Annotated in this window: 21 protein-coding genes and 1 riboswitch; of the genes, 12 read left to right on the top strand and 9 right to left on the bottom strand. The window is 64.4% G+C overall.

What is annotated here, in order from left to right; all coding sequences use genetic code 11:
• Positions 1 to 22: 22 nt before the first annotated feature.
• Positions 23 to 1,396, top strand: a complete 1,374-nt coding sequence (locus J2X35_RS07060) for an aspartate aminotransferase family protein (protein ID WP_310183274.1) — start codon at positions 23 to 25, stop codon at positions 1,394 to 1,396.
• Complete coding sequence (locus J2X35_RS07055; protein WP_310183273.1) at positions 1,393 to 2,496, top strand: alcohol dehydrogenase family protein; 1,104 nt, start codon at positions 1,393 to 1,395, stop codon at positions 2,494 to 2,496. Before J2X35_RS07060 ends, J2X35_RS07055 begins: the two co-directional genes overlap by 4 nt.
• A gap of 62 nt (positions 2,497 to 2,558) precedes the next feature.
• On the opposite strand, the gene J2X35_RS07050 is transcribed toward J2X35_RS07055, so the two are convergent.
• The gene (locus J2X35_RS07050; protein WP_310183271.1) at positions 2,559 to 3,452 is read right to left on the bottom strand and encodes a LysR family transcriptional regulator; all 894 of its coding nucleotides are present in this window, start codon (positions 3,450 to 3,452) and stop codon (positions 2,559 to 2,561) included.
• 112 nt (positions 3,453 to 3,564) lie between these two features.
• Between J2X35_RS07050 and J2X35_RS07045 the strand changes: the two genes are divergently transcribed.
• From J2X35_RS07045 to J2X35_RS07020, 6 genes are all read left to right on the top strand, one after another.
• Positions 3,565 to 4,620, top strand: a complete 1,056-nt coding sequence (locus J2X35_RS07045; protein WP_310183269.1) for a TRAP transporter substrate-binding protein — start codon at positions 3,565 to 3,567, stop codon at positions 4,618 to 4,620.
• Between the two features lie 2 nt (positions 4,621 to 4,622).
• Entirely contained in the window at positions 4,623 to 5,252 is a 630-nt protein-coding gene (locus J2X35_RS07040; protein ID WP_310183267.1) for a TRAP transporter small permease, read from the top strand.
• Positions 5,249 to 6,532: a TRAP transporter large permease gene (locus J2X35_RS07035; protein ID WP_310183266.1), complete on the top strand. Its 1,284-nt coding sequence runs from the start codon at positions 5,249 to 5,251 to the stop codon at positions 6,530 to 6,532. The genes J2X35_RS07040 and J2X35_RS07035 overlap by 4 nt, the downstream gene beginning before the upstream one ends.
• Before the next feature lie 63 nt (positions 6,533 to 6,595).
• Positions 6,596 to 8,671, top strand: coding sequence for a hydantoinase/oxoprolinase family protein (locus J2X35_RS07030; RefSeq protein ID WP_310183265.1), 2,076 nt, complete (start codon positions 6,596 to 6,598; stop codon positions 8,669 to 8,671).
• Positions 8,668 to 10,398: a hydantoinase B/oxoprolinase family protein gene (locus J2X35_RS07025; RefSeq protein ID WP_310183263.1), complete on the top strand. Its 1,731-nt coding sequence runs from the start codon at positions 8,668 to 8,670 to the stop codon at positions 10,396 to 10,398. The genes J2X35_RS07030 and J2X35_RS07025 overlap by 4 nt, the downstream gene beginning before the upstream one ends.
• Positions 10,399 to 11,547: a DSD1 family PLP-dependent enzyme gene (locus J2X35_RS07020; RefSeq protein ID WP_310183261.1), complete on the top strand. Its 1,149-nt coding sequence runs from the start codon at positions 10,399 to 10,401 to the stop codon at positions 11,545 to 11,547. It abuts the gene before it with no gap.
• Between the two features lie 39 nt (positions 11,548 to 11,586).
• On the opposite strand, the gene J2X35_RS07015 is transcribed toward J2X35_RS07020, so the two are convergent.
• From J2X35_RS07015 to groES, 7 genes are all read right to left on the bottom strand, one after another.
• Positions 11,587 to 12,228: a YoaK family protein gene (locus tag J2X35_RS07015; protein ID WP_310183259.1), complete on the bottom strand. Its 642-nt coding sequence runs from the start codon at positions 12,226 to 12,228 to the stop codon at positions 11,587 to 11,589.
• A 14-nt stretch (positions 12,229 to 12,242) separates the two neighbouring features.
• Entirely contained in the window at positions 12,243 to 15,056 is a 2,814-nt protein-coding gene (gene gcvP, locus J2X35_RS07010; RefSeq protein ID WP_310183258.1) for an aminomethyl-transferring glycine dehydrogenase, read from the bottom strand.
• A gap of 13 nt (positions 15,057 to 15,069) precedes the next feature.
• Entirely contained in the window at positions 15,070 to 15,438 is a 369-nt protein-coding gene (gene gcvH, locus J2X35_RS07005; RefSeq protein ID WP_056109956.1) for a glycine cleavage system protein GcvH, read from the bottom strand.
• Between the two features lie 6 nt (positions 15,439 to 15,444).
• A complete protein-coding gene (gene gcvT / locus J2X35_RS07000) occupies positions 15,445 to 16,548 on the bottom strand; it encodes a glycine cleavage system aminomethyltransferase GcvT (protein WP_310183257.1) in 1,104 nt (367 codons plus the stop codon).
• A 149-nt stretch (positions 16,549 to 16,697) separates the two neighbouring features.
• A riboswitch (glycine riboswitch) is annotated at positions 16,698 to 16,784 on the bottom strand.
• Positions 16,785 to 16,954: 170 nt separating this feature from the next.
• Positions 16,955 to 17,134 carry a CsbD family protein gene (locus tag J2X35_RS06995; protein ID WP_056109952.1) on the bottom strand — a complete coding sequence of 60 codons (180 nt, stop codon included), beginning with the start codon at positions 17,132 to 17,134 and terminating at the stop codon, positions 16,955 to 16,957.
• 404 nt (positions 17,135 to 17,538) lie between these two features.
• The gene (gene groL, locus J2X35_RS06990; protein ID WP_056109950.1) at positions 17,539 to 19,191 is read right to left on the bottom strand and encodes a chaperonin GroEL; all 1,653 of its coding nucleotides are present in this window, start codon (positions 19,189 to 19,191) and stop codon (positions 17,539 to 17,541) included.
• 100 nt (positions 19,192 to 19,291) lie between these two features.
• Positions 19,292 to 19,588 (bottom strand): co-chaperone GroES, encoded by a 297-nt coding sequence (gene groES / locus J2X35_RS06985; RefSeq protein ID WP_056100728.1) that lies wholly within the window; start codon positions 19,586 to 19,588, stop codon positions 19,292 to 19,294.
• A 254-nt stretch (positions 19,589 to 19,842) separates the two neighbouring features.
• On the opposite strand from groES, the gene J2X35_RS06980 reads away from it, so the two are divergent.
• The 4 genes from J2X35_RS06980 (at position 19,843) to J2X35_RS06965 (ending at position 24,133) form a co-directional block, all read left to right on the top strand.
• Positions 19,843 to 20,790 carry a bifunctional helix-turn-helix transcriptional regulator/GNAT family N-acetyltransferase gene (locus J2X35_RS06980; RefSeq protein WP_310183254.1) on the top strand — a complete coding sequence of 316 codons (948 nt, stop codon included), beginning with the start codon at positions 19,843 to 19,845 and terminating at the stop codon, positions 20,788 to 20,790.
• Between the two features lie 125 nt (positions 20,791 to 20,915).
• The gene (locus tag J2X35_RS06975) at positions 20,916 to 21,395 is read left to right on the top strand and encodes a MarR family winged helix-turn-helix transcriptional regulator (protein WP_056109948.1); all 480 of its coding nucleotides are present in this window, start codon (positions 20,916 to 20,918) and stop codon (positions 21,393 to 21,395) included.
• Entirely contained in the window at positions 21,392 to 22,573 is a 1,182-nt protein-coding gene (locus tag J2X35_RS06970; protein WP_310183251.1) for an HlyD family secretion protein, read from the top strand. Before J2X35_RS06975 ends, J2X35_RS06970 begins: the two co-directional genes overlap by 4 nt.
• A gap of 21 nt (positions 22,574 to 22,594) precedes the next feature.
• The gene (locus tag J2X35_RS06965) at positions 22,595 to 24,133 is read left to right on the top strand and encodes a DHA2 family efflux MFS transporter permease subunit (RefSeq protein ID WP_405023186.1); all 1,539 of its coding nucleotides are present in this window, start codon (positions 22,595 to 22,597) and stop codon (positions 24,131 to 24,133) included.
• A 143-nt stretch (positions 24,134 to 24,276) separates the two neighbouring features.
• Here J2X35_RS06965 and J2X35_RS06960 read toward each other — a convergent pair whose 3' ends face one another.
• On the bottom strand, positions 24,277 to 24,762 hold the full coding sequence (locus tag J2X35_RS06960; RefSeq protein ID WP_056115567.1) for a CAP domain-containing protein: 486 nt from the start codon (positions 24,760 to 24,762) through the stop codon (positions 24,277 to 24,279).
• Positions 24,763 to 24,812 lie beyond the last annotated feature (50 nt).

Here is a 24,812-nt window from a genome sequence, read left to right as displayed (position 1 = left end):
ATCGTTGATCAAGGAGTTCCAAATGCTCGATCCATCCAATGAACGCACCGCCTGGGACCGCGATCATTTCTTCCACCCGTCGACGCATATGGGCATGCACGCCCGTGGCGAGACGCCGACCCGGGTCATCTCCGGTGGCGACGGCGTCTACATCACCGATGTGACCGGCCGCAAAAGCCTCGACGCATTCGCGGGACTGTATTGCGTGAATGTCGGCTACGGCCGCGAGAAGATCGCCGATGCGATCGCCGCGCAGGCCAGGCAACTGGCCTACTACCACGCCTATGTCGGCCACGGCACGGATGCCTCGATCACGCTTGCCAAGATGGTGATCGACCGGGCGCCGGCCGGCATGTCGAAGGTCTATTTCGGCCTCTCGGGTTCAGATGCCAACGAAACCAACATCAAGCTGATCTGGTACTACAACAATGTGCTCGGCCGGCCGGAGAAGAAGAAGATCATCTCGCGCTGGCGCGGCTATCACGGTTCCGGCGTCATGACCGGTTCGCTGACCGGGCTGGAACTCTTCCACAATGCGTTCGACCTGCCGCGGGCGCCGATCCTGCACACCGAAGCGCCCTATTATTTCCGCCGCGCCGACCGCTCGATGAGCGAGGAGCAGTTTTCGCAGCATTGCGCCGACAAGCTTGAGGAAATGATCCTGGCCGAAGGTCCGGAGACGGTCGCCGCCTTTATCGGCGAGCCGATCCTCGGCACCGGCGGCATCGTGCCGCCGCCAGCCGGCTACTGGGAGAGAATCCAGGTGGTGCTGAAGAAATACGATGTGCTGCTGGTCGCCGACGAGGTGGTGACCGGCTTCGGGCGGCTCGGCACCATGTTCGGCTCCGACCACTACGGCATCAAGCCCGACCTGATCACCATCGCCAAGGGCCTTACCTCCGCCTATGCGCCGCTTTCCGGGGTAATCGTCGGGGACGCCATGTGGGACGTGCTGGTGCAGGGTTCCGATAAGCTGGGCGCCATCGGCCATGGCTGGACCTATGCCGCGCACCCGCTCTGCGCGGCCGCCGGGGTTGCCAATCTGGAACTGATCGACGAACTCGGCCTGGTCGAGAACGCCGCTTCGACCGGCGCTTATTTCCGCCAGCAGTTGGGGCAGGCGGTCGGCGATCATCCCAATGTCGGCGACGTGCGCGGCGACGGCCTGCTCGCCGCCGTCGAATTCGTCGAAGACAGGGACGACCGCAAGTTCTTCGATCCGGCGAAGAAGATCGGACCGCAGGTCGCGGCGGCGCTTCTGGAGCGTGGCGTTATCGGCCGGGCCATGCCGCAGGGCGATATCCTCGGCTTCGCGCCGCCGCTCTGCCTGACGCGTGAAGAAGCGGACATCGTCGTCGGCGCAGCCGCCGCCGCGATCCGCGGGGTACTGGCATGACAGTGCGCACCGTGCCGACCGTTCCGAGGACTATGGCCGCCATAGTGCTCACCGGCCATGGCAATCTGGACAAGCTCGTCTACCGCACGGATTTTCCGGTCCCGCAGCCGGCGGCCGGCGAAGTCCTCGTCCGCGTCACCGCATGCGGCATGAACAACACCGATGTCTGGGTGCGCAAGGGCGCCTATGGCACCGAAGCCGACCCCGATGCGGTTTCGACCTGGCGCCGGCAGGGCAACACGCTGACCTTTCCGCGCATCCAGGGCACGGACACGGTCGGCACCATCGTCGCGGTCGGCGATGGCGTCGCTCCGTCGCGCATCGGCGAACGGGTGATGGTCGATTTCTCGATCTACAATCGCGACGACGATTCGCTGGCCGACATCGATTATATGGGCCATGGCCGTGACGGCGGTTATGCTGAATACCAGACGCTTCCGGCCGAGAACGCGCATGTCGTCGATACCGACCTGACGGACATCGAACTGGCCACCTTCTGCTGCGCCTATCTGACCGGCGAGCAGATGCTGGAGCGGGCCGCGCTCAAAGCCGGCGAACGCGTCCTCGTTACCGGTGCGTCGGGCGGCGTCGGTTCGGGCATCGTGCAACTGGCGCGGGCGCGCGGCGCCATTCCTTATGCCGTCGTCGGCAAGGGCAAGGAAGACCAGGTCCTCGCGCTGGGCGCCGCGGCGGTGATCACGCGCGGCGACGGTGATCTCGTCTCGCAGGTTCAACGTGCGACGGCCGGCGCGTCCATCGACGTGGTCGCCGATCTGGTGGGCGGCGCGATGTTCAACGATCTCCTGACCATCCTGCGGCCGGAAGGCCGCTATACGACAGCCGGCGCCATCGCCGGGCCGGTCGTGCAGCTCGATCTGCGCACCATGTATCTCAAGCAGCTGCAGCTTCACGGTTCCAGCCAAGGCACGCGCGGCGATTTCCGCCGCATCGTCGGCTATATCGAGCAGAAGAAGATCAGGCCGGTCGTCGGCGGCGTCTACAGGCTGTCGGATTTCCATCGCGCCCAGACGGATTTCATGGAAAAGGGCTTCGTCGGCAAGCTGGTGGTGGTGCCGGACGCTGCTTTCCCGGCGGCCTAGCTGAGGCGTCCACCGCGTACCCTTGGGCGCGGCTGAGATGGGCCGCGCGTCGAAGCGGGCAACTATCGCAGCGCAGCTTGCGCCCGGAATGTGTCGGCCACGAATTTCGAGATGAACTGGACGTCGCTCGACCAGGTCTCCGCCAGCGAGGCGACCGACAATGTGCGGCGCGGAATGGGCGGACTTGCCTCGAACCGGTGGATGCGGGCGGCGATGTCGTCGCGCACGATCGCCGGCGTCATCACGGCAAAGCCGAGCCCGGCCGCCACCAGCTCACTGGTGACGGAAAGCGAGTTGCAGCCGCTCAGCGATTTCGGCATGCAGCGGCCGGTATCGAACCACTGGCGGATCGTCTTGCCGATGGTCGAAATCTCCGGCTGGGTGAAGATCGCTTCATCGACCAGATCGGCGGGTGTTAGCGTCTTGCCTGCGAGGGGATGGGACGCCGGTCCCAGCCAGGCCAGGTCGACCTCACCCAGCGGGTGGACGATGATGCCGTCGGAAGCCATGGCATCCGTGGTGATGGCGACATCGAGCTGGCGTTCGTCCAGCTGACGCAGCAGCATGGCCCCGACATCGACGGCCAGTTCGATGCGCAGGTCCGGCTTGGTGGCGTTGAGCCGGCGGATCAGCCCTGGGAGGGCGATATGCGCCACTGTTTCCACCACGCCGAGCCGCAGCAGACCGCGCAGCTTGCCGGTGCTGGTCTCGTCATGAATCTCGCGCGCCAGCGACAGCATCTGTTCGGCCTGCCGCTGGATCGCCTTGCCAGCCTCCGTCAGCCGGGTGCGCCCGCTGGTGCGGTCGAACAGGGCACAGCCGAGATCGCGCTCCAGTTCCCGAATCCGACCCGACACCGAAGGCTGCGTGACGCAGAGCTGGCGCGCGGCCGCGTGAAAGGATCCGAGCCGGGCGATCCAGTAAAAGGTTTCGATCTGGGCGAGGGTCAGCCGCATGATAAGGTAAGCCTATCACTGCCGGGTATGAAATCAATTGGAGCCGATCAAAGGAGCCGTATAGGTTTGTCGTAGCCGTTGCCGCCGGCAGCGAGCCAGCAGGGGAACAACAATGAAGAAACTCACTTCGGCACTTCTATCCCTGGCGCTCAGCGCCGCCACGATCGGCGCCGTGCATGCGCAGGAACTCCAGGAACTTCGCCTGAAAGTCATCGGCGGCTGGAGCAACGTGACCATGACCACCGCGGTTGAGCAGCCGTTCTGGCAGAAATCCATGCCGGAACTCTCGAAGGGCAGGATCACAGCCGACTTCAACAGCCTCGATACGCTGGGGCTCAAGGGCGACGAGACGCTGCGTCTGCTGAAGCTCAGGATCGCCGACATCGTCACCGGTCCGGTCAGCTTCGTCGCCGGCGACTTCAAGCTCTACGACGGGCTCGACCTTTCGGGCGCCATCCTCGACATCGACACCATGCGCAAGGCGGTCGATGCCTATCGGCCGGTCATCGACAAAAACATGCAGGAGAATTTCAACGCGCACCTTCTGATGATGTGGCCGTCGCCACCGCAGGTGTTGTTCTGCAAGGGGGAGATCAAGGGTGTCGCCGACCTCGCCGGTAAGAAGATCCGCACCTTCAACCAGACCTTGTCCGATTTCGTCGAAGCGGTTGGCGGCACGCCTGTCAACCTGTCCTTCGCCGAGGTCGTGCCGGCGCTGCAGAACGGCACGGCCGATTGCGGCGTCACCGGCACCGGCCCCGGTAACAGCGCCAAATGGTGGGAGGTTACAGACCATCTCTTCCCGCTGGTGCTTGGCTGGTCGCCCTATTTCAGCGCGATCAACCTCGACACCTGGAATCAGCTCGACGAGCCGACCAAGGCGTTTCTGACCGAATCCTTCGCCAAGCTCGAAGACGAGATGTGGACGCATGTGGCGGGAGCCGCGACCGAAGGCGTCAACTGCAATACGGGCATCGGCGAGTGCAAGAACGGCATCAAGGCCAATATGAAGCTGGTCGACGTATCGGACGCCGACAAGGCGCTTCTGGCCGGCATGGTGACCGAGACTATCCTGCCGCGCTGGGCAGAGCGCTGCGGCGAAGCCTGCGTGGCTGAATGGAATGAGACGGTCGGCAAGACCCTCGGCTTCACCGCCAAGGCAAAGTGACCATGACGGCGCGCAGCATTCCGGCCGGCCCCACGCCGCTCAAGGGGTTGCGCGCCGTTTCCCGCTACATCCTTCTCGCTGGCGGCTTCCTGATGGTGATCGCCACGGCGCTGATCGTCGTGGAGATCGTCATGCGGCAGGTGTTCCGGCACTCGCTGGGCGGCGTCGATGAACTGGCGGGTTTTGCGCTCGCCGTCGGCACGGCCTGGAGTTTCGGCGCCGTGCTGCTCGACAAGGCGCATGTGCGCATCGACACGGTTTACAGCTATTTCGACGAAAAGACGCGCGCTCTGCTCGATCTCGTCAGCCTCGCCGGAACGGTGCTGTTCATGGGCGCTATGGTTTATTTCGCCGCCGGCGTACTGATGACCAGCATCCATTTCGGCGCCTCCTCGCAAAGTTCCCTGGCCATCCCGAAGGCAGTGCCGCAGGCGCTGTGGCTGGCCGGCCTGGCGTGGTTCCTGCTGGTGGCGATCGTGCTGCTCGTCTGTTGCGCGCTGGCCCTGGTACGGCGCGACTGGCGGGAGGTGCGGCGGCTGGCTGGCGCACCGGAACTCGAGGAGGAACTGCGCGCCGAGCTCGCCGATACCGCGCAGCGCAAGGCCGACGGCACCGGAGTGCTCCCGCTATGATCGTCTTCGCACTCGGTGCCATGATCGCACTCCTGGCGCTCGGCCTACCCATTGCCATCGGTCTTGGTCTGGTCGGTATGGGACTCGCGGAGTTCTTCAGCGTGCTGCCGCTGACCCGCGCCATGGGCGAGGTCGCCTGGAGTTCGTCCACCGGCTTCCTGATGGTGTCGATCCCGCTGTTCGTACTGCTGGGTGAAATCCTGCTGCGCTCGGGCATCGCCGACCGCATGTATGCGGCGGTCGCTGCCTGGCTGTCATGGATGCCGGGGGGGCTGATGCATGCCAACATAGGCTCCTGCGCCCTGTTTGCCTCCATGTGCGGATCGAGTGTGGCGACCGCCGCAACGGTCGGCACCACGGCCATGCCGCAGATGAGCAAATATGCCTACAACCCGCCGCTCTTCCTCGGCACGCTTGCCGCCGGCGGCACGCTCGGCATCCTGATCCCGCCGTCGATCAATCTCATCGTCTATGGGCTGATTACCAACACGTCGATCCCGAAACTCTACCTGGCCGGCATCATTCCGGGACTGCTGCTGGCGCTGATGTTCATGGCCGTGGTGGCGGTCGCCTGCACCATCCGCCCTGGTTTCGGCGGCACGTCGGTCGCCGTGAGCTGGCCGGAGCGCCTGCGGCTGCTGGCGGAATTCCTGCCGCCCATCTTCATTTTCGTCGTCGTCATCGGCTCGATCTACATGGGCTGGGCGACGGCGACGGAGTCCGCCGCGCTCGGCGTCGTCGCCGCGCTGATCCTGACGGTGGTGCGCGGGCGGTTCAGCGTGGCGATCTTCGTCACCGCGGTGGAGAACACGATGAAGACCACCGGCATGATCATGCTGATCGTGGTGGCTGCCTTCTTCCTCAACTTCGTCATGACCGCAGTCGGCCTCACCACCGCCGTCGTCAATCTCGTCACCGCATATGATCTTCCGCCGCTCGGTCTGATGATGGCAGTCATCGTTTTCTACCTGATCCTCGGTGCTTTCATGGACGAGATGGCGATGATGATCTCCACGGTACCGGTCATCGCGCCTGTGGTCTTCGCCGCCGGTTTCGACGGCGTCTGGTTCGGCGTCATGCTGGTGGTGCTGATGCAGGCGGGCATGATCCTGCCGCCGGTTGGCATCAACCTCTTCGTCATCCAGGGGATCAGGCGCACCGGCCGCATCAGCGACATTGCGTGGGGTTCGACGCCTTTCGTGCTGGCGATGGTGCTTCTGATGGCGCTGCTGATCGTCTTTCCGCAGATCGCGATGTTCCTGCCCGCTGCCCTCAACTGACAGCGCCACCGACGCGCCCCGCACACCCATTTTCGCCCGCATTCACCGGAAGAAGCTGAACGCATGAGCACCGCAACCTACCGCATCGGCATCGACATTGGCGGCACGTTCACCGACATCGCCTTGGTTGACGATGCCGGGACGGTCGATATCCGCAAGGTCGCCTCCACGCCGGACGATTACAGCCGCGGCATTGCGACGGGCCTCGCCGCGCTGATCGGCGACTTGGCCATCGATCCCAAGGCGATCACCGGCATCGTGCACGCCACAACCGTGGCCACCAACACGATCCTCGAATTCAAGGGCGCGGTGACCGGGCTCGTCACCACCGCCGGTTTCCGCGATGTTCTGGAACTGCGCCGGCTGCGCATTCCGGTCCTCTATGACCTGCAATATGACAAGCCGCCGCCGCTGGTGCCGCGTCGTTTGCGGCTGGAAGTGCGCGAGCGGCTGGGGCCGGACGGCAAGGTGCGCGTCCCGCTCGACGAGGATGACGTGGTTCGAGCCGCCGAGCGCTTCCGCACCGAGGGCGTCGAGGCGATCGCCATCAGCTATCTTCATGCCTATGCCAACGCCGCACATGAAATCCGCACGGAAGAGATCCTGCGCGCTGTGCTGGGCGATGGCGTCTATATCTGCCGCGCCTCGGAAATCCTGCCCGAGATCCGCGAATATGAGCGCACCTCGACCGCCGTCGTGAACGCCTATGTCGGTCCGGTGATCCGCAACTACGCCATGGCGCTGGCCGCCCGGCTGGCGGACATTGGCGTAACCGCGCCAATCGAGATGATGCATTCGGGCGGCGGCGTCATGCGGCTGGCGGCATCGGTCAGGCGCGCCGCCTCTCTGGTGGAATCGGGTCCGGCAGCCGGCGTCATCGCCTGCGCGCGGCTGGTACGCGGCGAAGAGCGCGGCGCTAACATCATTTCCTTCGACATGGGCGGCACCACCGCCAAGGCGGCGCTGATCGAGAATGGCGAGGCCGCCCGCACCGACGAATACGAGGTCGGCGCCGGGATCAACCTGTCCAGCAAGCTGGTGAAGGGCGGCGGCTATCCCATCAAGATGCCGTTCATCGACGTTTCCGAGATCGGCGCCGGCGGCGGCAGCCTCGTCGCGCTGGATAGCCTGGGCCGCGTCACGGTCGGTCCCGAAAGCGCCGGCGCCATGCCAGGCCCGGTCTGCTATGGGCGCGGCGGCACCCGCGCCACGCTGACCGACGTGTTCGTCACCCTTGGCTACATCAACGATGTGACGCTGGCCGGCGGTTCCATCCAGGTCGATGCCGCCGCCGGCCGCGCCGCGCTGCGCAGCCAGGTCGCCGATCCGTTAGGCCAGGATGTGTTGACCACGGCGCGCGGCGTTCTGACGCTTGCGGTGTCGACCATGACACGCGCCGTCAAGGCGGTCTCGACCTATCGCGGGCGCGATCCGCGCGACTTCACGCTCGTCGCCTTCGGCGGCAATGGCCCGGTCGTGGCCGCAGACATCGCGTCGACGCTGGGCATCCGCAGCATCGTGGTGCCGCTGGCCGCCGGCGTGTTTTCCGGCTTCGGCCTGCTACGTTCCGACGTAGAGCAGGAATTCGTCCAGCCATTGCTGGTCGATGCGGCGCGGCTCGGCGCCGAAAGGCTGCCCTGCATCAAGGCTGAACTGCGCGCCCGCGCCGCCGCGGCGCTCTCTGCCGACGGCTATGACCCCAGTTCCGCCGATTTCCGCTTCAGCGCCGATCTGCGCTATTTCGGCCAGGCTTATGAGCTGAACATTGCTGGCGCCGATACCGGCGACGTCGAGGCGCTCGTCGAGGGTTTCCACCGCGAGCATGAGCGCACCTACGGCCATCGTTCCAGCGGCGATCCGGTGCAGATCGTCAATGCGCGGCTGGCGGTGCGCGTCCCGATGGCCTCGACGATCGGACGCTTCGCAAAAGCGCCTGTCTTCGAGCGCCGTGACCGCTTGGTCGCCTTTGGCAGTGAACCAGCGATGACGGCGGTGATTGGCCGCGATGCGCTGGGCCTGAAGCCGCGCCAAGGTCCATTCATTATCGAGGACTACGACTGTACCTGCGTGGTGCCGCCCCATGCATCGGCTCGCCTCGATGCTGTAGGCAACATCGAGATCGAGGTGACCCCACGATGAAACGCGTCGATCCCATCACGCTCGAGGTGATCCGCAACGGCCTGTCTTCCATTGCCGACGAGATGGCACTGATCATCATGCGCAGCGCCTATTCACCGGTGGTGCGCGACATCATGGATTATTCCACCGGCCTGTGCGATCCACACGGCCGGATCATAGCGCAGGGGCTGACGCTGCCGATCCAGCTCTGCTCCTTCCCGCGCGTGATGCGCTTCCTCAGAGAGCGCTTCGGCGACGACATGGCGCCGGGCGATATCTTCATCACCAACGATCCCTACGGCTCCGGCGGGCAGCACCTGCCGGACGTCTATGTGCTGAAGCCCATCTTCCATAACGGCGCGCTGGCAGGGTTTGCCACGACCGTGGCGCACCACACCGATCTCGGCGGCATCGTGCCCGGCAGCGTCGCCATCTACGCGACAGAGATTCAGCAGGAAGGCCTGCGCATTCCGCTGATGAAGCTGCACGAGGCCGGCCAGCCGAACGGCACGCTGCTCGGCATCATCGAATCCAACACAAGGCAGCCGGTGGAGGTTCTGGGCGATCTGCGCGCGCAGATCGCCGCCTGCACGACGGCCGAGAAAGGCCTGACCGCGCTGGTCGAGCGTTACGGCGCGGATTTCCCCGTCTATATCGAGGCACTGCATGAGCATGCCGAGGCCATGATGCGCGAGACGATCCGCGAACTGCCGAACGGCGTCTATGTCGGCGAGGATTTCCTCGACGGGCTAGGCGACAACCCTGTGCCAGTTCGTATCTGCGCCACCGTCACCATCGAGGATGACACGATCGATATCGACTTCACCGGCACGTCGGATCAGGTTGCTGCCAGTATCAACTGCCCGATCTCGCTGCCGGAATCGGCCGCCTTCACGGCGATCCGCTGCCTGTCGCGCCGCGACATTCCAAACTGCGACGGCTATTTGAAGCCGATCACCGTGCGCGCGCCGGAAGGCTGTCTTCTTAACCCGCGGTTCCCCGCCGCCTGCGGCGCGCGGGGCGTCGTCGGTTACCGCGTCTTCGACACGATCATGCAGGCGCTGGCCAAGGTGGTGCCGGAACGCGCCATCGGCGGTTCGGAAGGTGGGCCGTTCCTGATGGCGGCAGGCGGCACATACCAGGGAAGGCAGTTCGTTCTCAACGAGATGCTGGTCGGCACCTGGGGGGCGCGCGCCGATCGGGATGGCATCGAGGGCATATCCAACCCCGCCGCCAATATCTCCAACCAGCCGGTCGAGATGATCGAGGCCGAGATGCCGGTCGAAATCGTCCGCTATGGCTTTGTCACAGACACAGGCGGGCCGGGTCGCAACCGTGGCGGCATGGCGTTCATCCGCGAATTCCGCTTCCATCAGGAAACCCGTTTCAATCTGCGCGGCGACCGGCGCGACCATCCGCCCTATGGCGTCGACGGCGGCGGCGCCGGCGGTCCGTCGGCCCACATCCTTGTCGCGTCAGATGGCGGCGAGCGGATGCTGCCGGCCATGCCTATGAACGCCTTCACCGCGCGCGCGGGTGAAATCTTTCGGCTGGTGGGGGCGGGCGGCGGCGGTTTCGGCGATGCGTTGGAGCGCGCCCCGGCGCGGGTGCTGGCCGATGTGATCGAGGACAAGGTTTCGGTTGCCGGCGCGGCGCGCGATTATGGCGTCGTCATCGATCCTGCTACACTTGCAGTCGACGAGGCTGCGACGCGCGCGCTGCGCACAAGAATGACGGAGAGTGCCTGAATGGACAGGGGTGTCGCCGCCCTCAACGCGGACCTGATCGGGGTGGCGGGAAGCCGCGCGGCGCTGGAGACGCCGGCCTTGCTGCTCGACGCCACCGCCTTCGAGAAGAATGTCGCAACCTTGGCCGGCCTGGCGAGGGAAGCCGGCATGGGCCTTCGTCCGCATGCCAAGACGCACAAATGCGCGGGCATAGCCAAGGCGCAGATCGACGCCGGCGCCCTGGGCATCGCCTGCGCCAAACCGGGCGAATTGCTGGCGCTGTTCGACGCAGGCGTCGCTTCGCTCATGCTGACCGCACCGGTATCGAGCCGCCGCAAGATCGATCGTCTGGTACAGGCGGCGGCGAAGGGCTGCGCGCTGAGCGTCGTCGCCGACCGCGCCGGTCTTGTCGCCGATTATGGGGCGGCGGCGCGTGCGGCCGGCGCGACGATCTCGGTGCTGGTCGATTGCGACACCGGCCTTGGTCGTACCGGCGTCACCACGCCGGAAGGCGCTGTCGCGCTGGCGCGGATGATCGCGGCCGAGCCGGGGCTGATCTATGCGGGCGTGCAGGCCTATGCCGGGCACGTGCAGCATGTGCATAGGACGGACGAACGCCGCGCCGTCAACCGCGCGGCCAATGAAGGGCTGTCCACCATCCTGGCTGGCCTGGCCGAGGCAGGGCTCGCGCCGAAAATCGTCACCGGGGGCGGGACAGGCAGCCATGCGCTCGACTTCGAGGACCAGGTGCTTACCGAAGTACAAGCTGGCTCCTATGTGTTCATGGACGAGGGCTACAGGCCGGTGGAACTGCATGGCGCCAACGGGCCGGTTTTCGACTTTTCCATGTTCGTCATGGTCACGATCATTGCGCACAACGCCAAAGGCGAGGCGATCACCGACGGCGGCAGCAAGAGTTTCGCCATTGACGGCCCGCCGCCCCGCGCCTTCCTGAATGGCAGGGAAATCGGCACCATCGCTTGGGTCGGCGATGAGTTCGGCAAACTCGTTTTGCCTCCCGACGTGACGCCGCCGGCGGCCGGTGCCCGCATCGAATGCACCGTGCCGCATTGCGATCCGACCGCCAATCTCCACGACGCGATCCATCTGGTGCGCGGCGACCGGCTGGAGGCGATCTGGCCGATCGAAGGCCGCGGACTTTCCGACTGAATGCTCGCCCAACAATGCCGCCGCCGCGTTCTGATCCCGTTATTGCGCGGTCAACACAGGTTCGCGCCAGGCGAGGCTCAAGGTTGCAAGCGCCAACGCGGGCAGCCAGAGGGCGTTCAGCCCGAACAGCGGGTATGCGGCCGCCCCGCAGATGGAACCGACTATCAGGCCGGCCCATAGCAGAAGGTATGGCGACCAACCCCAACGGTCGCCGCCAGCCAGCGCAGCGGCGAGATACTGGCCGAACTTGACCAGCGTACCGGTCATGTAGGTTACGCCGACGCTAACCTCGCCGTCGCGCTGGAATATGGTGTTGAGGGCGCCCATGGCAATCGGCACCAACAGTATCGCGGCGCGGTCATAACCAAGCCCGGCAATCGCGGCGGCGGTCGCTACGAGCGCGGCGATAGCCCGAAGTATGGAGCGTCCTTGCGCTCCCGTGGCGCGGCGCGAAAGCAATGTGCCGACCGTCACGCCAAGCACGAAGAGAGCGATGAGGCCGGCGGGCATCGCTGCTTGCGCCAGGCTTTCCCACACGCCGACCGCCAACCGGGTTGAGTTGCCGCTCATGAAGGAAACGAAATAGCCGCCCAGGCTGAGGAAGCCGAGGGCATCGACGAAGCCCGCGACGAAGGACAAGCAGGCCGCCATGAACCGGAAATGGGGCGGCAGTCTGCGCATGTCTTTCTTGCTCCTTATTCCGCCGCGTCGGTATATTCAGAAACCGGCGGGCAGGAGCAGACGAGGTTGCGGTCGCCGGCGACATTGTCGATGCGAGACACCGGCGGCCAGTATTTGGCGGTCGTGTCCGGACCGCCGCCGGGGTAGGCGGCTTCAAGCCGCGAGTAGGGATGGCTCCACTCGCCCGCAAGCACTTCGGCTGCGGTGTGCGGGGCATTGGCCAGTGGATTGTCGTCACGCGGCCATTCGCCCTTGCCGATCCTCTCGGCTTCACCAGCAATCGCGATCATGGCTTCGGCGAAGCGGTCCAGTTCGCGCTTCGGTTCGGATTCGGTCGGCTCGACCATCAGCGTTCCCGCCACCGGCCACGACATGGTCGGCGCGTGGAAGCCGTAGTCGATCAGGCGCTTGGCGACATCTTCGACGGAGACGCCAGCGCTGTCCTTCAGCACGCGGGTGTCGAGGATGCATTCATGCGCGACGCGGCCGCTGGCGCCCTTATAGAGCACGGGGAAATACGCCTCCAGCCGCGCCACCAGATAGTTTGCGGACAGGATCGCCGTCTCGGTCGCCTGCTTCAGGCCTGACGCGCCCATCATGCGGATGTACATCCAGGTGATCGGCAGGATCGAGGCGCTGCCGAAGGGAGCCGCCGACACCGCATGAGCGGAGCCTTCCGTGACGTGCCCGGGCAGGTAGGGCTTCAGATGTGCCTTGACGCCGATCGGGCCGACGCCCGGTCCGCCGCCGCCATGCGGGATGCAGAACGTCTTGTGCAGGTTCATGTGGCAGACATCGGCTCCGATGTCGCCCGGCTGGGCGAGGCCGACCAGCGCGTTCAGGTTGGCGCCGTCGAAATAGACCTGGCCGCCATGGCTGTGGACGATCTCGCAGATGTCGCGCGCGCCCGGCTCGAACACGCCATAGGTGGACGGATAGGTGAACATCAGCGCGGCGAGGTTGCCGCCATGCTGGTCAGCCTTCGCCTTCAAATCGTCCATGTCGATGTTGCCGCCCTCGGTGCAGCGCACGACGACCACATCCATGCCGGCCATGGCAGCACTTGCCGGATTGGTGCCGTGCGCGGACGCCGGGATCAGGCAGATGGTGCGGTGGCCTTCGCCGCGCGCCTTGTGATAGGCGCGGATGGCGAGCAGTCCGGCATATTCGCCCTGGCTGCCGGCATTGGGCTGCAGGCTGACGCCGTCGAAGCCGGTGATTTCGGCCAACCAGGCTTCCAGTTCGGCGATCATGTCGCGATAGCCGGCGGAGTGCGCGGCGGGCGCGAAGGGGTGCATGTTGGCGATGCTCGGCCAGCTCACCGGCATCATTTCGGCGGCGGCATTGAGCTTCATCGTGCAGGAGCCAAGCGGGATCATCGCCCGGTCGAGCGCCAGATCCTTGTCCGCCAGCCGCCGCAGGAAGCGCATCATGTCGGTTTCGGAGCGGTTTTCATGAAAGACCGGCTGGGTGAGGAACTCCTTGCCGCGCGGCTTGCCGGGCAGGGTGCTTTGCGATGTTGCGCCCGGCTTTGCGTCAAACAGCGCGGCGAGCGCTTCGAGGTCGGCTTCGGTGGAGGTCTCGTCGAAGGCGACGCCGACATGGTCGGTATCGAGAACGCGGACCAGCCGGCCCGATTTTTCAGCGGCGGCGGCGATTGCCGCCGCCTTGCCCTTTACCTCGACCGTCACCGTGTCGAAGCGGCTGGCGCCGAGCACCGTCACGCCGGATGCCTTGAGCCCCCCGGCCAGCCGCGCTGCCAGTCCGTGGATGCGGGCGGCGATGGCCTGCAGGCCTTCCGGCCCGTGCCAGATGGCGTAGGAAACCGCCATGTTCGCCAGCAGCGCCTGCGCGGTGCAGATGTTGGACGTCGCCTTGTCGCGGCGGATGTGCTGCTCGCGCGTCTGCAGGGCGAGGCGATACCCGGGGCGGCCATGCGCATCGACCGATTGGCCGACGAGACGGCCGGGCATGAGGCGGGTCAGCTTGTCGGAGACTGCGCAATAGGCCGCGTGCGGGCCGCCGAAACCCATCGGAACACCGAAGCGCTGCATCGGGCCAACCGCGATGTCGGCGCCGAGCGAGGCCGGCGTGTCGGTCAGCGTCAGCCCCAGCGGGTCGGCGGCGAAAATAACGATGACGCCGGCGGCGCGGGCCTTTTCGATGGCAGCCTTGTGGTCGCCATAGACGCCGTTCGTATCCGGCCAGGAAACCAGAAGGGCGGCGGTGTTCTCATCGATGGCATCGCCATCGACCTCCATGCCGAGCGGTTCGGCGCGGGTGCGCAGGACATCAAGCGTCTGCGGATGCGCCGCGCCGGCCAGCGCCACCTTGCTGCGCTTCTCGCGATGATGGCGGAAGGCGATGCCGACCGCTTCGGCCACCGCCGTCGCCTCATCCAGCAGCGAAGCCGATGCGACCGGCAGGCCGGTCAATTCGGTCACCAGGGTCTGGAAATGGAACAGCAGCTCCAGCCGGCCCTGGCTGATCTCCGCCTGATAAGGGGTGTAGGCGGTGTACCAGGCCGGATTTTCGAACAGGTTGCGCTGGATGACCGGCGGGACGTGCACGCCATGATAACCGGCGCCGATGAAGCTCTTCAGCACCGTGTTCCTCGCCATCTTCGCCGCAAGTTCGGCCAGCGCATCCGCCTCGGTCGCCGGTTCGGGCAGGTCGAGGGGGCGTTGCAGCCGGATCGACTTCGGCACGGCCTGCGATATCAGCGTCTCGACCGAGGGCACGCCGATCGTCGCCAGCATGGCGCGGGTTTCGGCTGTGCCGGGGCCGATGTGGCGGGCGGAAAAAGGATAGGGTGCTGCGGTCATCACGTTTGTCCCGGTGTTAGCCGATATGGGCCTTGTAGCCTGCCTCATCGAGCAGGCCGTCGAGTTGGCCGGTGTCGGCCAGCTTCATCTTCCAGAGCCAGCCGTCGCCCGTGGCCGCGGAGTTGACCAGCGCGGGGTCGGAAGACAGCGTCTGGTTCGCCTCGACGATTTCGCCGTCGACCGGCGCATAGACATCGGACGCGGCCTTGACGGATTCGACGACCACGGCGGTGTCGCCTCGCGAGAGCGCCTTGCCGGCTTCCGGCAACTCGACGAAGACCAGATCGCCGAGCTGTTCCTGCGCATAGTCGGTGATGCCGACGGTCGCGATATCGCCCTCGACGCGGATCCATTCATGGTCGGTGGTGAAATAGGTCTTGGCCATACGGACTTATCCTTTGTGATAACGATGAGGTGTGAAGGGCAGGGGGCTGATTTCCATCGGAATTTTCGTGCCGCGGACATCGGCGAACAGGCTGGTTCCGGCTTTCGGCAGCGGCGTCGAAACGTAGCCCATCGCGACCGGATGGCCGGCCGAGGGGCCGAAACCGCCGGAGGTGACTTCGCCGGCCGGATTGCCCTCGGCGTCGAACAGGGCAGCGCCGGCGCGTACCGGCTGGCGGCCTTCCGGCTTCAGGCCGACGCGTTTGCGCTGTGCGCCGCGCTCGATGACGGTGCGGAGCGCGTCCGCGCCGATGAAGCTGCCGGATGCGCGGATGTCCTTGGGGATCGCCCACATGAGGCCGGCCTCGACCGGATTGGTGCCGGGCGTTATGTCCTGGCCGTGCAGGCAAAGCCCGGCCTCGAGGCGCAGGCTGTCGCGGGCGGCGAGGCCGATCCACTGGACGCGCGGGTCCTTGAGCAGTTCGGCGACGAACGAATGCGCTTTCTCTTCGGGGAGCGCGATTTCGAAACCGTCCTCGCCCGTGTACCCGGATCGGCTGATGAAAGAGCCAAGCATCCGATCCGCACCGGTCATGAATTTGAGAGATTCGGTCAAAACGCCGATGCGGGCGAGGGTTGCCGACGCGTGAGGCCCCTGGATTGCCAAAAAGACCCTATCAAGCGGCTTAATTTCGACGGACATATCTTCAGCCAAAGACCGCAAATGTTGTTCGTCTGTCTCGGCATTCCCTGCGTTCGCAACGACGAGGTATCTGTCCAGTCTGAGCCTCGTGACGATCAGATCGTCGATGATGCCAGCCTTATCGTTCAGAAAGAACGTGTACTTGGACTGCTCAATGGCGAGAGCCTCCGGATTGAAGGGGCAGGCCCGCGCCAGAAGCTTTGCCGCGTCGTCGCCCGAAACTTCGAAAAGCTTCATATGCGAAATATCGAACAGGCCGGCATGTTCGCGGGTGTGCTGGTGCTCCTTCATGACGCCCAGCGGATAGGTGAGCGGCATGGACCAGCCGGCAAAGCCGCCGAAGCGCGCGCCGGCTGCCTTGTGCAGATCCTCGAGAGGAAGGGATTTCAGATTGTTTTCGCCCGTCATGTCTTCTCCAGAGTCGCACGCATCCAGCCGCTGAAGCGGCAGTCCGTGCCCCTCTGTCTGAAGCCTGAGAGACTCGCGCCCCGGAACTCTGTCGGCAGCGCTTACACCTTCGGCGCGGGGCGATCATACCCCGACTTTCCAGAGTGTCTTTCCGATCTACGGTTCTTTTGCCTGAGAGATTTCGGGCGATTTCCCCTTCGGCGGCAGCTTTCGCTGCTCTCTCCCGCAAACCGGTGAGGCCGGTAAAAGCCCCTGACGAGTCGTCAATAGCCGATGGGCGACACCTTGTCACCTGCCAACGACCTTTTGTACGAGGATTGCGGCGTAGGGACTATGCGGGACGGAGACGGTCAGCAAAAGGGCGGCTTTCGCCGCCCTTGTCTGTCCGGGTATCGTCGCCGCAAAATCAGAGCGAGTCTTTCAGCTTCTGCTTGGCGTCGCCATAAGCCTTTTGAACCTTGCCGGACACCTTGTCCGCGATTCCTTCCGCCTGGGTCTTACGGTTGCCGGTTGCCTTGCCGGCGGCTTCCTTGACCGAACCCTTGACCTGTTTGGCCACGCCCGACACCTGATCCTTATTCACCATTTCGCATCTCCTGGGGAAGGTTTCACGTCCGGAAGAACGGTTCGCGGCGGCATGGGTTCCGGCAGGCAATGGAAAAAAGGATTCGGTTTTCCGGACCATCTTCCCGCATTCGAGGGCTGAATCTCCGGGGCAAAATAAAAAACGCCCCTCACACCTTTTATCGTGCGGGGGGCGTCTTTTTGTCGTCTGCCCATCTTCCGGATTTCTCCTTCCGATCTGCTTTCGACAATGGATAAATGCGCGAGATCCGGAGGGGTTCCCGCAAATCCGATCTTTTCCGGATTTTTTCAGACCGCGGACATGCGGCGGCGTCCGCTTGAAGCAAAAAGGGCGGCATTGCTGCCGCCCTTTCCGTAGATGTTGCCTGAGAAGGGCTGTCCTCGGATCGATGCCGAGGACGTGGATTAGAAATCCATGCCGCCCATGCCACCCATGCCGCCGGGCATTCCGCCCGGCATACCGCCGCCCGCGGACTCCTTCTTCGGAGCCTCGGCGATCATGGCTTCGGTGGTGACCAGCAGGCCGGCGACCGAGGCTGCGTCCTGAAGGGCGGTGCGGACAACCTTGACCGGATCGACGATACCCATGGCGATCATGTCGCCATATTCGCCGGTCTGGGCGTTGTAGCCGTAGGTGGCGCCCTTGTTCTCGAGGATCTTGCCCGCGACGATCGAGGCTTCGGCGCCTGCGTTCGACGCAATCTGGCGGCAAGGGGTCTGCAGAGCCTTGCGGACGATGTTGATGCCAGCGGCCTGGTCGGCGTTGACGCCGGTGACCTTGATCATCGAGGAAGCGCGCAGGAGGGCGACGCCGCCGCCTGCCACGATGCCTTCTTCAACAGCAGCGCGGGTCGCGTTCAGCGCGTCGTCTACGCGGTCCTTCTTTTCCTTGACTTCAACTTCCGTCGCGCCGCCGACGCGGATGACCGCAACACCGCCAGCCAGCTTGGCCAGACGCTCCTGCAGCTTCTCCTTGTCGTAGTCCGAGGTGGTCTCCTCGATCTGCTGCTTGATCTGGGCAACGCGGCCCTGGATCTCGGCCTTCTTGCCGGCGCCGTCGACGATGGTGGTGTTCTCCTTGGAGATCGACACCTTCTTGGCGCGGCCGAGCATGTTGAGGCCGACGTTCTCGAGCTTGATGCCGAGATCTTCCGAAATGACCTGGCCACCGGTGAGGATGGCGATGTCTTCCAGCATGGCCTTGCGGCGATCACCGAAGCCCGGCGCCTTGACGGCGGCGATCTTCAGGCCGCCGCGCAGCTTGTTGACGACGAGCGTGGCCAGAGCCTCGCCTTCGACGTCTTCCGAGATGATCAGCAGCGGCTTGGAGGTCTGCACGACGGCTTCGAGAACCGGCAGCATGGCCTGGAGGTTGGACAGCTTCTTCTCGTGGAGGAGGATGTAGACGTCCTCGAGATCGGCGACCATCTTGTCCGGGTTGGTGACGAAGTAGGGCGACAGGTAGCCGCGGTCGAACTGCATGCCTTCGACGACTTCCAGTTCGGTCTCGGCGGTCTTGGCTTCCTCGACGGTGATGACACCCTCGTTGCCGACCTTCTGCATCGCTTCGGCGATCATCTTGCCGACCGACTCGTCGCCATTGGCCGAAATGGTGCCCACCTGGGCGACTTCGTCCGACGACTTGATCTTCTTGGCGGCCTTGCCGAGGTGACCGACGACTTCGGTAACAGCAAGGTCGATGCCGCGCTTCAGGTCCATCGGGTTCATGCCGGCGGCTACGTATTTGTGGCCTTCCTGCACGATTGCCTGGGCCAGGACAGTCGCGGTCGTGGTGCCGTCGCCGGCGATGTCATTGGTCTTCGAAGCGACTTCGCGGACCATCTGCGCGCCCATGTTCTCGAACTTGTCTTCAAGCTCGATTTCCTTGGCGACGGTGACGCCGTCCTTGGTGATGCGCGGGGCGCCGAACGACTTGTCGATGACGACGTTGCGGCCCTTGGGGCCGAGCGTGACCTTCACCGCGTCGGCGAGGATGTTGACGCCGCGGAGCATGCGCTCGCGGGCATCGCGGGAGAATTTAACGTCTTTAGCAGCCATTTTTGAATTCCTTCGGAATTGAGGCGGTAGGGAATGGGCGGTAGGCAGTCGGGGAGTGGCATCGATTGCCTACCGCCCACTGCCGATTGCCGAATTCAGATCAGCCGATGATGCCCATGATGTCGGATTCCTTCATGATCAGAAGGTCTTCGCCATTGAGCTTCACTTCGGTGCCGGACCACTTGCCGAACAACACGCGGTCGCCAGCCTTGACGTCCAGCGGAACCAGCTTGCCTGCTTCGTCACGAGCGCCCGAGCCGACGGCGACGATTTCGCCTTCCTGCGGCTTTTCCTTAGCCGTATCGGGGATGATGATGCCGCCGGCGGTCTTTGCTTCGGATTCGACGCGACGAACGACCACGCGGTCATGCAGCGGCCGGAATTTCGACTTTGCCATTTGATTTCCTCAGGTGAAAAGATGAGAAACGATTTCCTCCGTCCGGTCGAGCCGGACCTTGGTTAGCACTCATCTTGGGTGAGTGCTAACGTGGCGCTGAGATAGTCCCGCACCCGCGCGGAGTCAATAAGAACATCGAACGCAAGAATGGTGTGGCCGCGATTTTGGCGGGGAGCGGCCCAGTGTCATAGCGCTCCCATACCGGTTCAGGCTATTTAGTTGACTCAGTCAAGCAAATGGCCGAGGGTAGCGCCATGAGCATTACCGCCGTTAAAAACCATTCGGGCAATACCGTTGAGGCGGTTCGGGCTTTCAACCGCTTCTACACGCGGCAGCTCGGGCTGCTCGACGAGGGTTTGCTGAAGAGCCCGTTTTCGCTCAGCGAGGCGCGGGTTCTCTATGAGCTTGCCGGGCATCGGGGCCGAACGGCGACGGACCTCGCGCGGGACCTTGGTCTCGATGCCGGCTATCTCAGCCGCATGCTGAAGAAGTTCGAGGCGAGCGGGCTGATCGTGCGGGAAATTTCCGAAGCCGACGGCAGGCAGGCGGCGATAAACCTGACGGAAGCCGGGCAAGACGCTTTTGCGCCGCTCAACCGGTCTTCGCAGGAACAGGTCGAGGCGCTGCTTTCGGGCCTGTCCGGCGAAAGGCGGTCCAGGCTGGTCGGGGCGATGCGAACGGTCGAGCGCCTGCTCAACCCAGCCGAGCCTGGCGAGCCTGGCGAGCCTTATGTGTTGCGGCCCCTGCAGGTCGGCGACATCGGCTGGATCACCCGCAGGCAAGGCATGCTCTACGCGCAGGAATATGGCTGGGACGAGACTTATGAGGCGCTGGTCGCGGAAATCCTCGTCCAGTTCGTGAAATCCTACGACCCCGAGCACGAGCGGTGCTGGATCGCCGAACGCGAGGGCGAAGTCGTCGGCTCGGTGTTCGTCGTGCGCAAATCGGAAACTGTCGCCAAGCTCCGGCTTCTCTATGTGGAACCATCGGCGCGCGGGCTTGGCATCGGCAAGCGCCTGGTGGAGGAATGCATCGCGTTTGCGCGCTCGAAGGGATATGAGACGCTGACACTGTGGACCAATGATATTCTGGTCTCTGCCCGCCGCATCTATCAGGCGGCCGGGTTCGTGCTCGTGGACGAGGAAAAGCATAACTCTTTCGGCAAGGACCTGGTCGGCCAGACCTGGGATCTGGTGCTTTAAAGCCAGGCTTACGAAAGTGAGCCGGACGCGGATGCAGGCGATATGGCCCCAGGTCGCACATATTTTCAAAAAATTGTGCACTGCGGCATCTTGAATTGTGAGCACGCTCATAATATGTGCCGCTTATGGTTTCAGAAGGCGTAGATAGACTCGGGTTTCTCATCCACGACGTGCACCGTCTCATGCGCAAGCGTTTTGAGGCGCGCGCCGGCGAGAGTGGCCTTTCATCGGCGCAATGGCGTCTCATGGTGCGTGTCGCCAAGGAGGAAGGCGTCGCGCAGGCCAGACTTGCCGAACTGCTCGAAATCGAGCCGATCAGCGTCTCGCGTCTTATCGACCGGATGGAAGAGGGCGGCTGGATCGAGCGCCGCAGCGACGCCGCCGACCGGCGCGTGCGCACAATCTATCCAACCCAGAAGGCCAAGGATGCCTATGCCTACATCAAGGGCATAGCAGGCGAGGTCTATGAGCAATCCCTTGCCGGTCTGTCCGCCGGCGACAGGGCGGCCCTGGTCAAGGGGCTGACAACGATGGTGGACAATCTTGCCGACGGCGACCAGCCGTCGTGCGAGACCATTAAAAACTCGGAAAGTGCATCGGCATGAACGCGGTAGCCAAGATCGACGAAAACGCATCGAAGCTGGAGATGGAAGGGCAGCCGCCGGCGGCTGTGCCGATCGCCGTGGCGCCGCCTCCGCTCGACCCGGCGCCGCCAGCCAAGGGCAAGAAGAAGCGCGGCGGAAGCTTTGCCCTCATGCTCGCCCTGCCGCTGCTGCTTGCCGTGGCGGGCGGCTATGTCTGGATAACCGGTGGCCGTTACCAGGAGACCGAAAACGCCAACCTTCGCCAGGCGCGGGTTTCCGTCGCCTCCGATGCGGCAGGCCGCATCATGGAAGTCGATGTGGCCGACAACCAGGCGGTGAAGAAGGGCGACGTGCTGTTCAAGATCGACGCGCAGCCATACCAGATCGCGCTGGCGCAGGCCGAAGCCGCCGTTGCGGGGGCCCGGGTCAGCGTCGAACAGTTGCGCGCGGCTTACGGCCAGGCGATTGCGCAGGAAAGGTCCGCCGCTAGCCAGGTGAAATACATGCAGTCACAGTATGACCGCGCCGCCGACCTCGCCCGCAAGGGCATCAACGCCAAGTCGTCGCTGGACGAGGCGCGGACCGATCTCGACAAGGCCAGGCAGGACGACGCTGTGGCCCTGCAGGGCATCGAGAGCGCCCGGGCTGCGCTCGGCGGCAATCCCGACATCAAGACAGACGATCATCCGACCGTGCTGGCGGCGCTGGCGGCCCGCGACAAGGCTGCCTACGACCTGGCGCAGACGACGGTGCGCGCGCCGGCGGACGGCGTCGTCTACCAGGCGTCGTCGTTCAAGGTCGGCCAGTTCGTTGGTGTCGGCACGCCTCTCTTTGCTTTGGTGGAAACCAGCGACAGCTGGATCGACGCCAACTTCAAGGAAACCCAGCTCACCAACATGAAGCCGGGGCAGAAGGCCGAAATCGTGCTGGATACCTATCCGGGCCGCACTTTTGAGGCGACCGTCCAGGCGATCGGGGCAGGCACCGGGGCGGAGTTTTCGCTGCTGCCGGCCCAGAACGCCACCGGCAACTGGGTCAAGGTGACACAGCGCATTCCCGTTCGGCTCAAGATGGTCGACGAGGGCGCGGCCCTGGCCCTGCGCACGGGCATGAGCGCGACGGTCTCCGTCGATACCGAGGTGAGCCGCGGGCTGGGCAGCCTGTTCGGCGGTCACGCCGTCGCAGGCGAAGCCGAGTAAGCCAGCCCGAAAGCAACTCCCATGGCCCAGATCGCTTCGGTCGATCCCCATAACGTGCCGCATCGCGGCCTGATCACCATCGCCCTGATGCTGGCGACGATCATGCAGGCGCTGGACACCACCATCGCCAACGTCGCGCTGCCGACCATGACGGGCAATCTCGGCGCGTCGCCGGACAACATCAACTGGGTGCTGACCTCGTATATCGTGGCAGCGGCTATCATGACGCCGGTGACGGGCTGGCTGGCCGACCGCCTCGGCCGCAAGGAATTGTTCCTGGCCTCCGTGATCGGCTTCACCGTGTCCTCGATGCTCTGCGGCCTGGCGTGGAGCCTGGAGACCATGGTGCTGTTCCGTCTGATGCAAGGCGTCTTCGGCGCAGCGATCGTGCCGCTGTCACAGACATTCCTGCTCGACATCAACCCGAAGGAACGCCACGGCCAGGCCATGGCGATCTGGGGCGCCGGCATCATGCTCGGTCCGATCCTGGGGCCGATGCTTGGCGGTTGGATTACCGAAAACCTCAACTGGCGCTGGGTGTTCTTCATCAACCTGCCGGTCGGCATCCTCGCCTTCCTGGGCATGGCCATCTACCTTCCCATGATTGCCAAGCGGGTGCGAAGCTTCGATTTCTTCGGCTTCGCGATGCTGTCGCTGGGTGTCGGCGCGCTTCAATTGATGCTCGACCGCGGCGGCGAGGTGGACTGGTTCTCATCGGTCGAAATCTGGATCGAACTCGGCCTGTCGCTAACCGGCTTCTGGGTGTTTGCCATCCACATGGCGAGCGCCGAGCACCCCTTCATCGATCCGCATATTTTCCTCGACCGCAATTTCCTGACCGGCCTTGCGTTCATCTTCGTCATGGGCGTGCTGATCCTGGCGAGCATGGCGCTGCTTCCGCCAATGCTGTCGAACATCTTCGGCTATCCGACCGTCACCACCGGCGTCGTCATGGGGCCGCGCGGCGTCGGCACGATGGTGGCGATGCTTGTCGTCGGCCGTATCATGAACCGGATCGACGCCCGGATCCTGGTGCTGATCGGTTTCCTGCTGACGGCGCAGTCGCTCTACACCATGGCGAGCTTTTCGCCGGAGATGGACGACAAGCTGATCCTCATCTCAGGCGTCATCCAGGGCCTGGGCATGGGAATGGTGTTCGTGCCGCTGTCGACCGTGGCGTTCGCCACACTCGACACGCGTTTCCGCACCGACGCGACGGCGCTGTTCAGCCTCGTGCGCAATCTTGGCTCGTCAATCGGTGTTTCGATCGTGGCCATGCTTCTGAGCCGCAACGTCCAGGTCAATCACACTGAATTGTCCACCTACATCAACCCCTACAACCCGAACCTGTGGGCTGCGTCGCCGCAAGCCGCGGCTGGAGACCCGGCGGCGCTTTCGCGGCTTGACGGCATGGTCAACATGCAGTCGCAGATGATCTCCTACAACAACGACTTCAAGCTGCTGATGGTGATGACGCTGGCCGCCATTCCCTTCATCATCCTGCTGCGCAAGCCGAAGGCCAAGCCAGCGGGTGGCGCGCCTGCGGTGCATATGGATTGAGGTAGGCAGTAGGCAGTAGGCAGTAGGCAGTAGGCAGTAGGCAGTAGGCTATTGCTCTCTGCGATGCGTTCTTAGAAGCAATCTCGATTGCCGATTGCCGATTGCCGATTGCCGATTGCCGATTGCCGATTGCCGATTGCCGACTATCGTCCCATCACCAGTGCCCAATACCGCCAGTCCGGCCTTTTATCGTCGCGGACATAGGCGAGACCGAAGCGCTCGAACCGCGGATCGAGCAAATTGCGCCGGTGCGGCGGCGAGTTCATCCACATGTCGAAGAGCCGGGTGAGGTCCATGCGGCCTTCGGCGATGTTTTCCGCGGCCGCGCCTTCGATGCCGTTGCCTTTGACGCGGGTGGCGAAATCCTTGCCCCAGCCGGTGGTGTGGACCATGCGCTTCGAAGCCGCCATGTAGCCGGCCTGCTGCAGCGCCGCTTGTTCAAGCCGGCTGTCCGGCGTCATGGCCGGCAGCCCTTCCTGGCGGCGCAGGCCGGCGACAATGCCGGCGGCGGACGACGATGCGCCCGCGCCGTTCCGGGACAAACGCATGGTGCCACAGGACGCCAGCGCCAGCAGGCCGGCCATGCCCGCGCCTTGCAGGAATAGCCGCCGGTTCGGCGCCAAGCTCATATCATTCGGATCGGAGGACGTGTCGGTCAGGAAAGCCATCATATCGGGCT

The organism is Mesorhizobium sp. BE184, assembly GCF_031457045.1.
In the GTDB taxonomy this organism is placed as follows: domain Bacteria; phylum Pseudomonadota; class Alphaproteobacteria; order Rhizobiales; family Rhizobiaceae; genus Mesorhizobium.
This window is presented reverse-complemented; position numbering and strand designations above follow the sequence as displayed.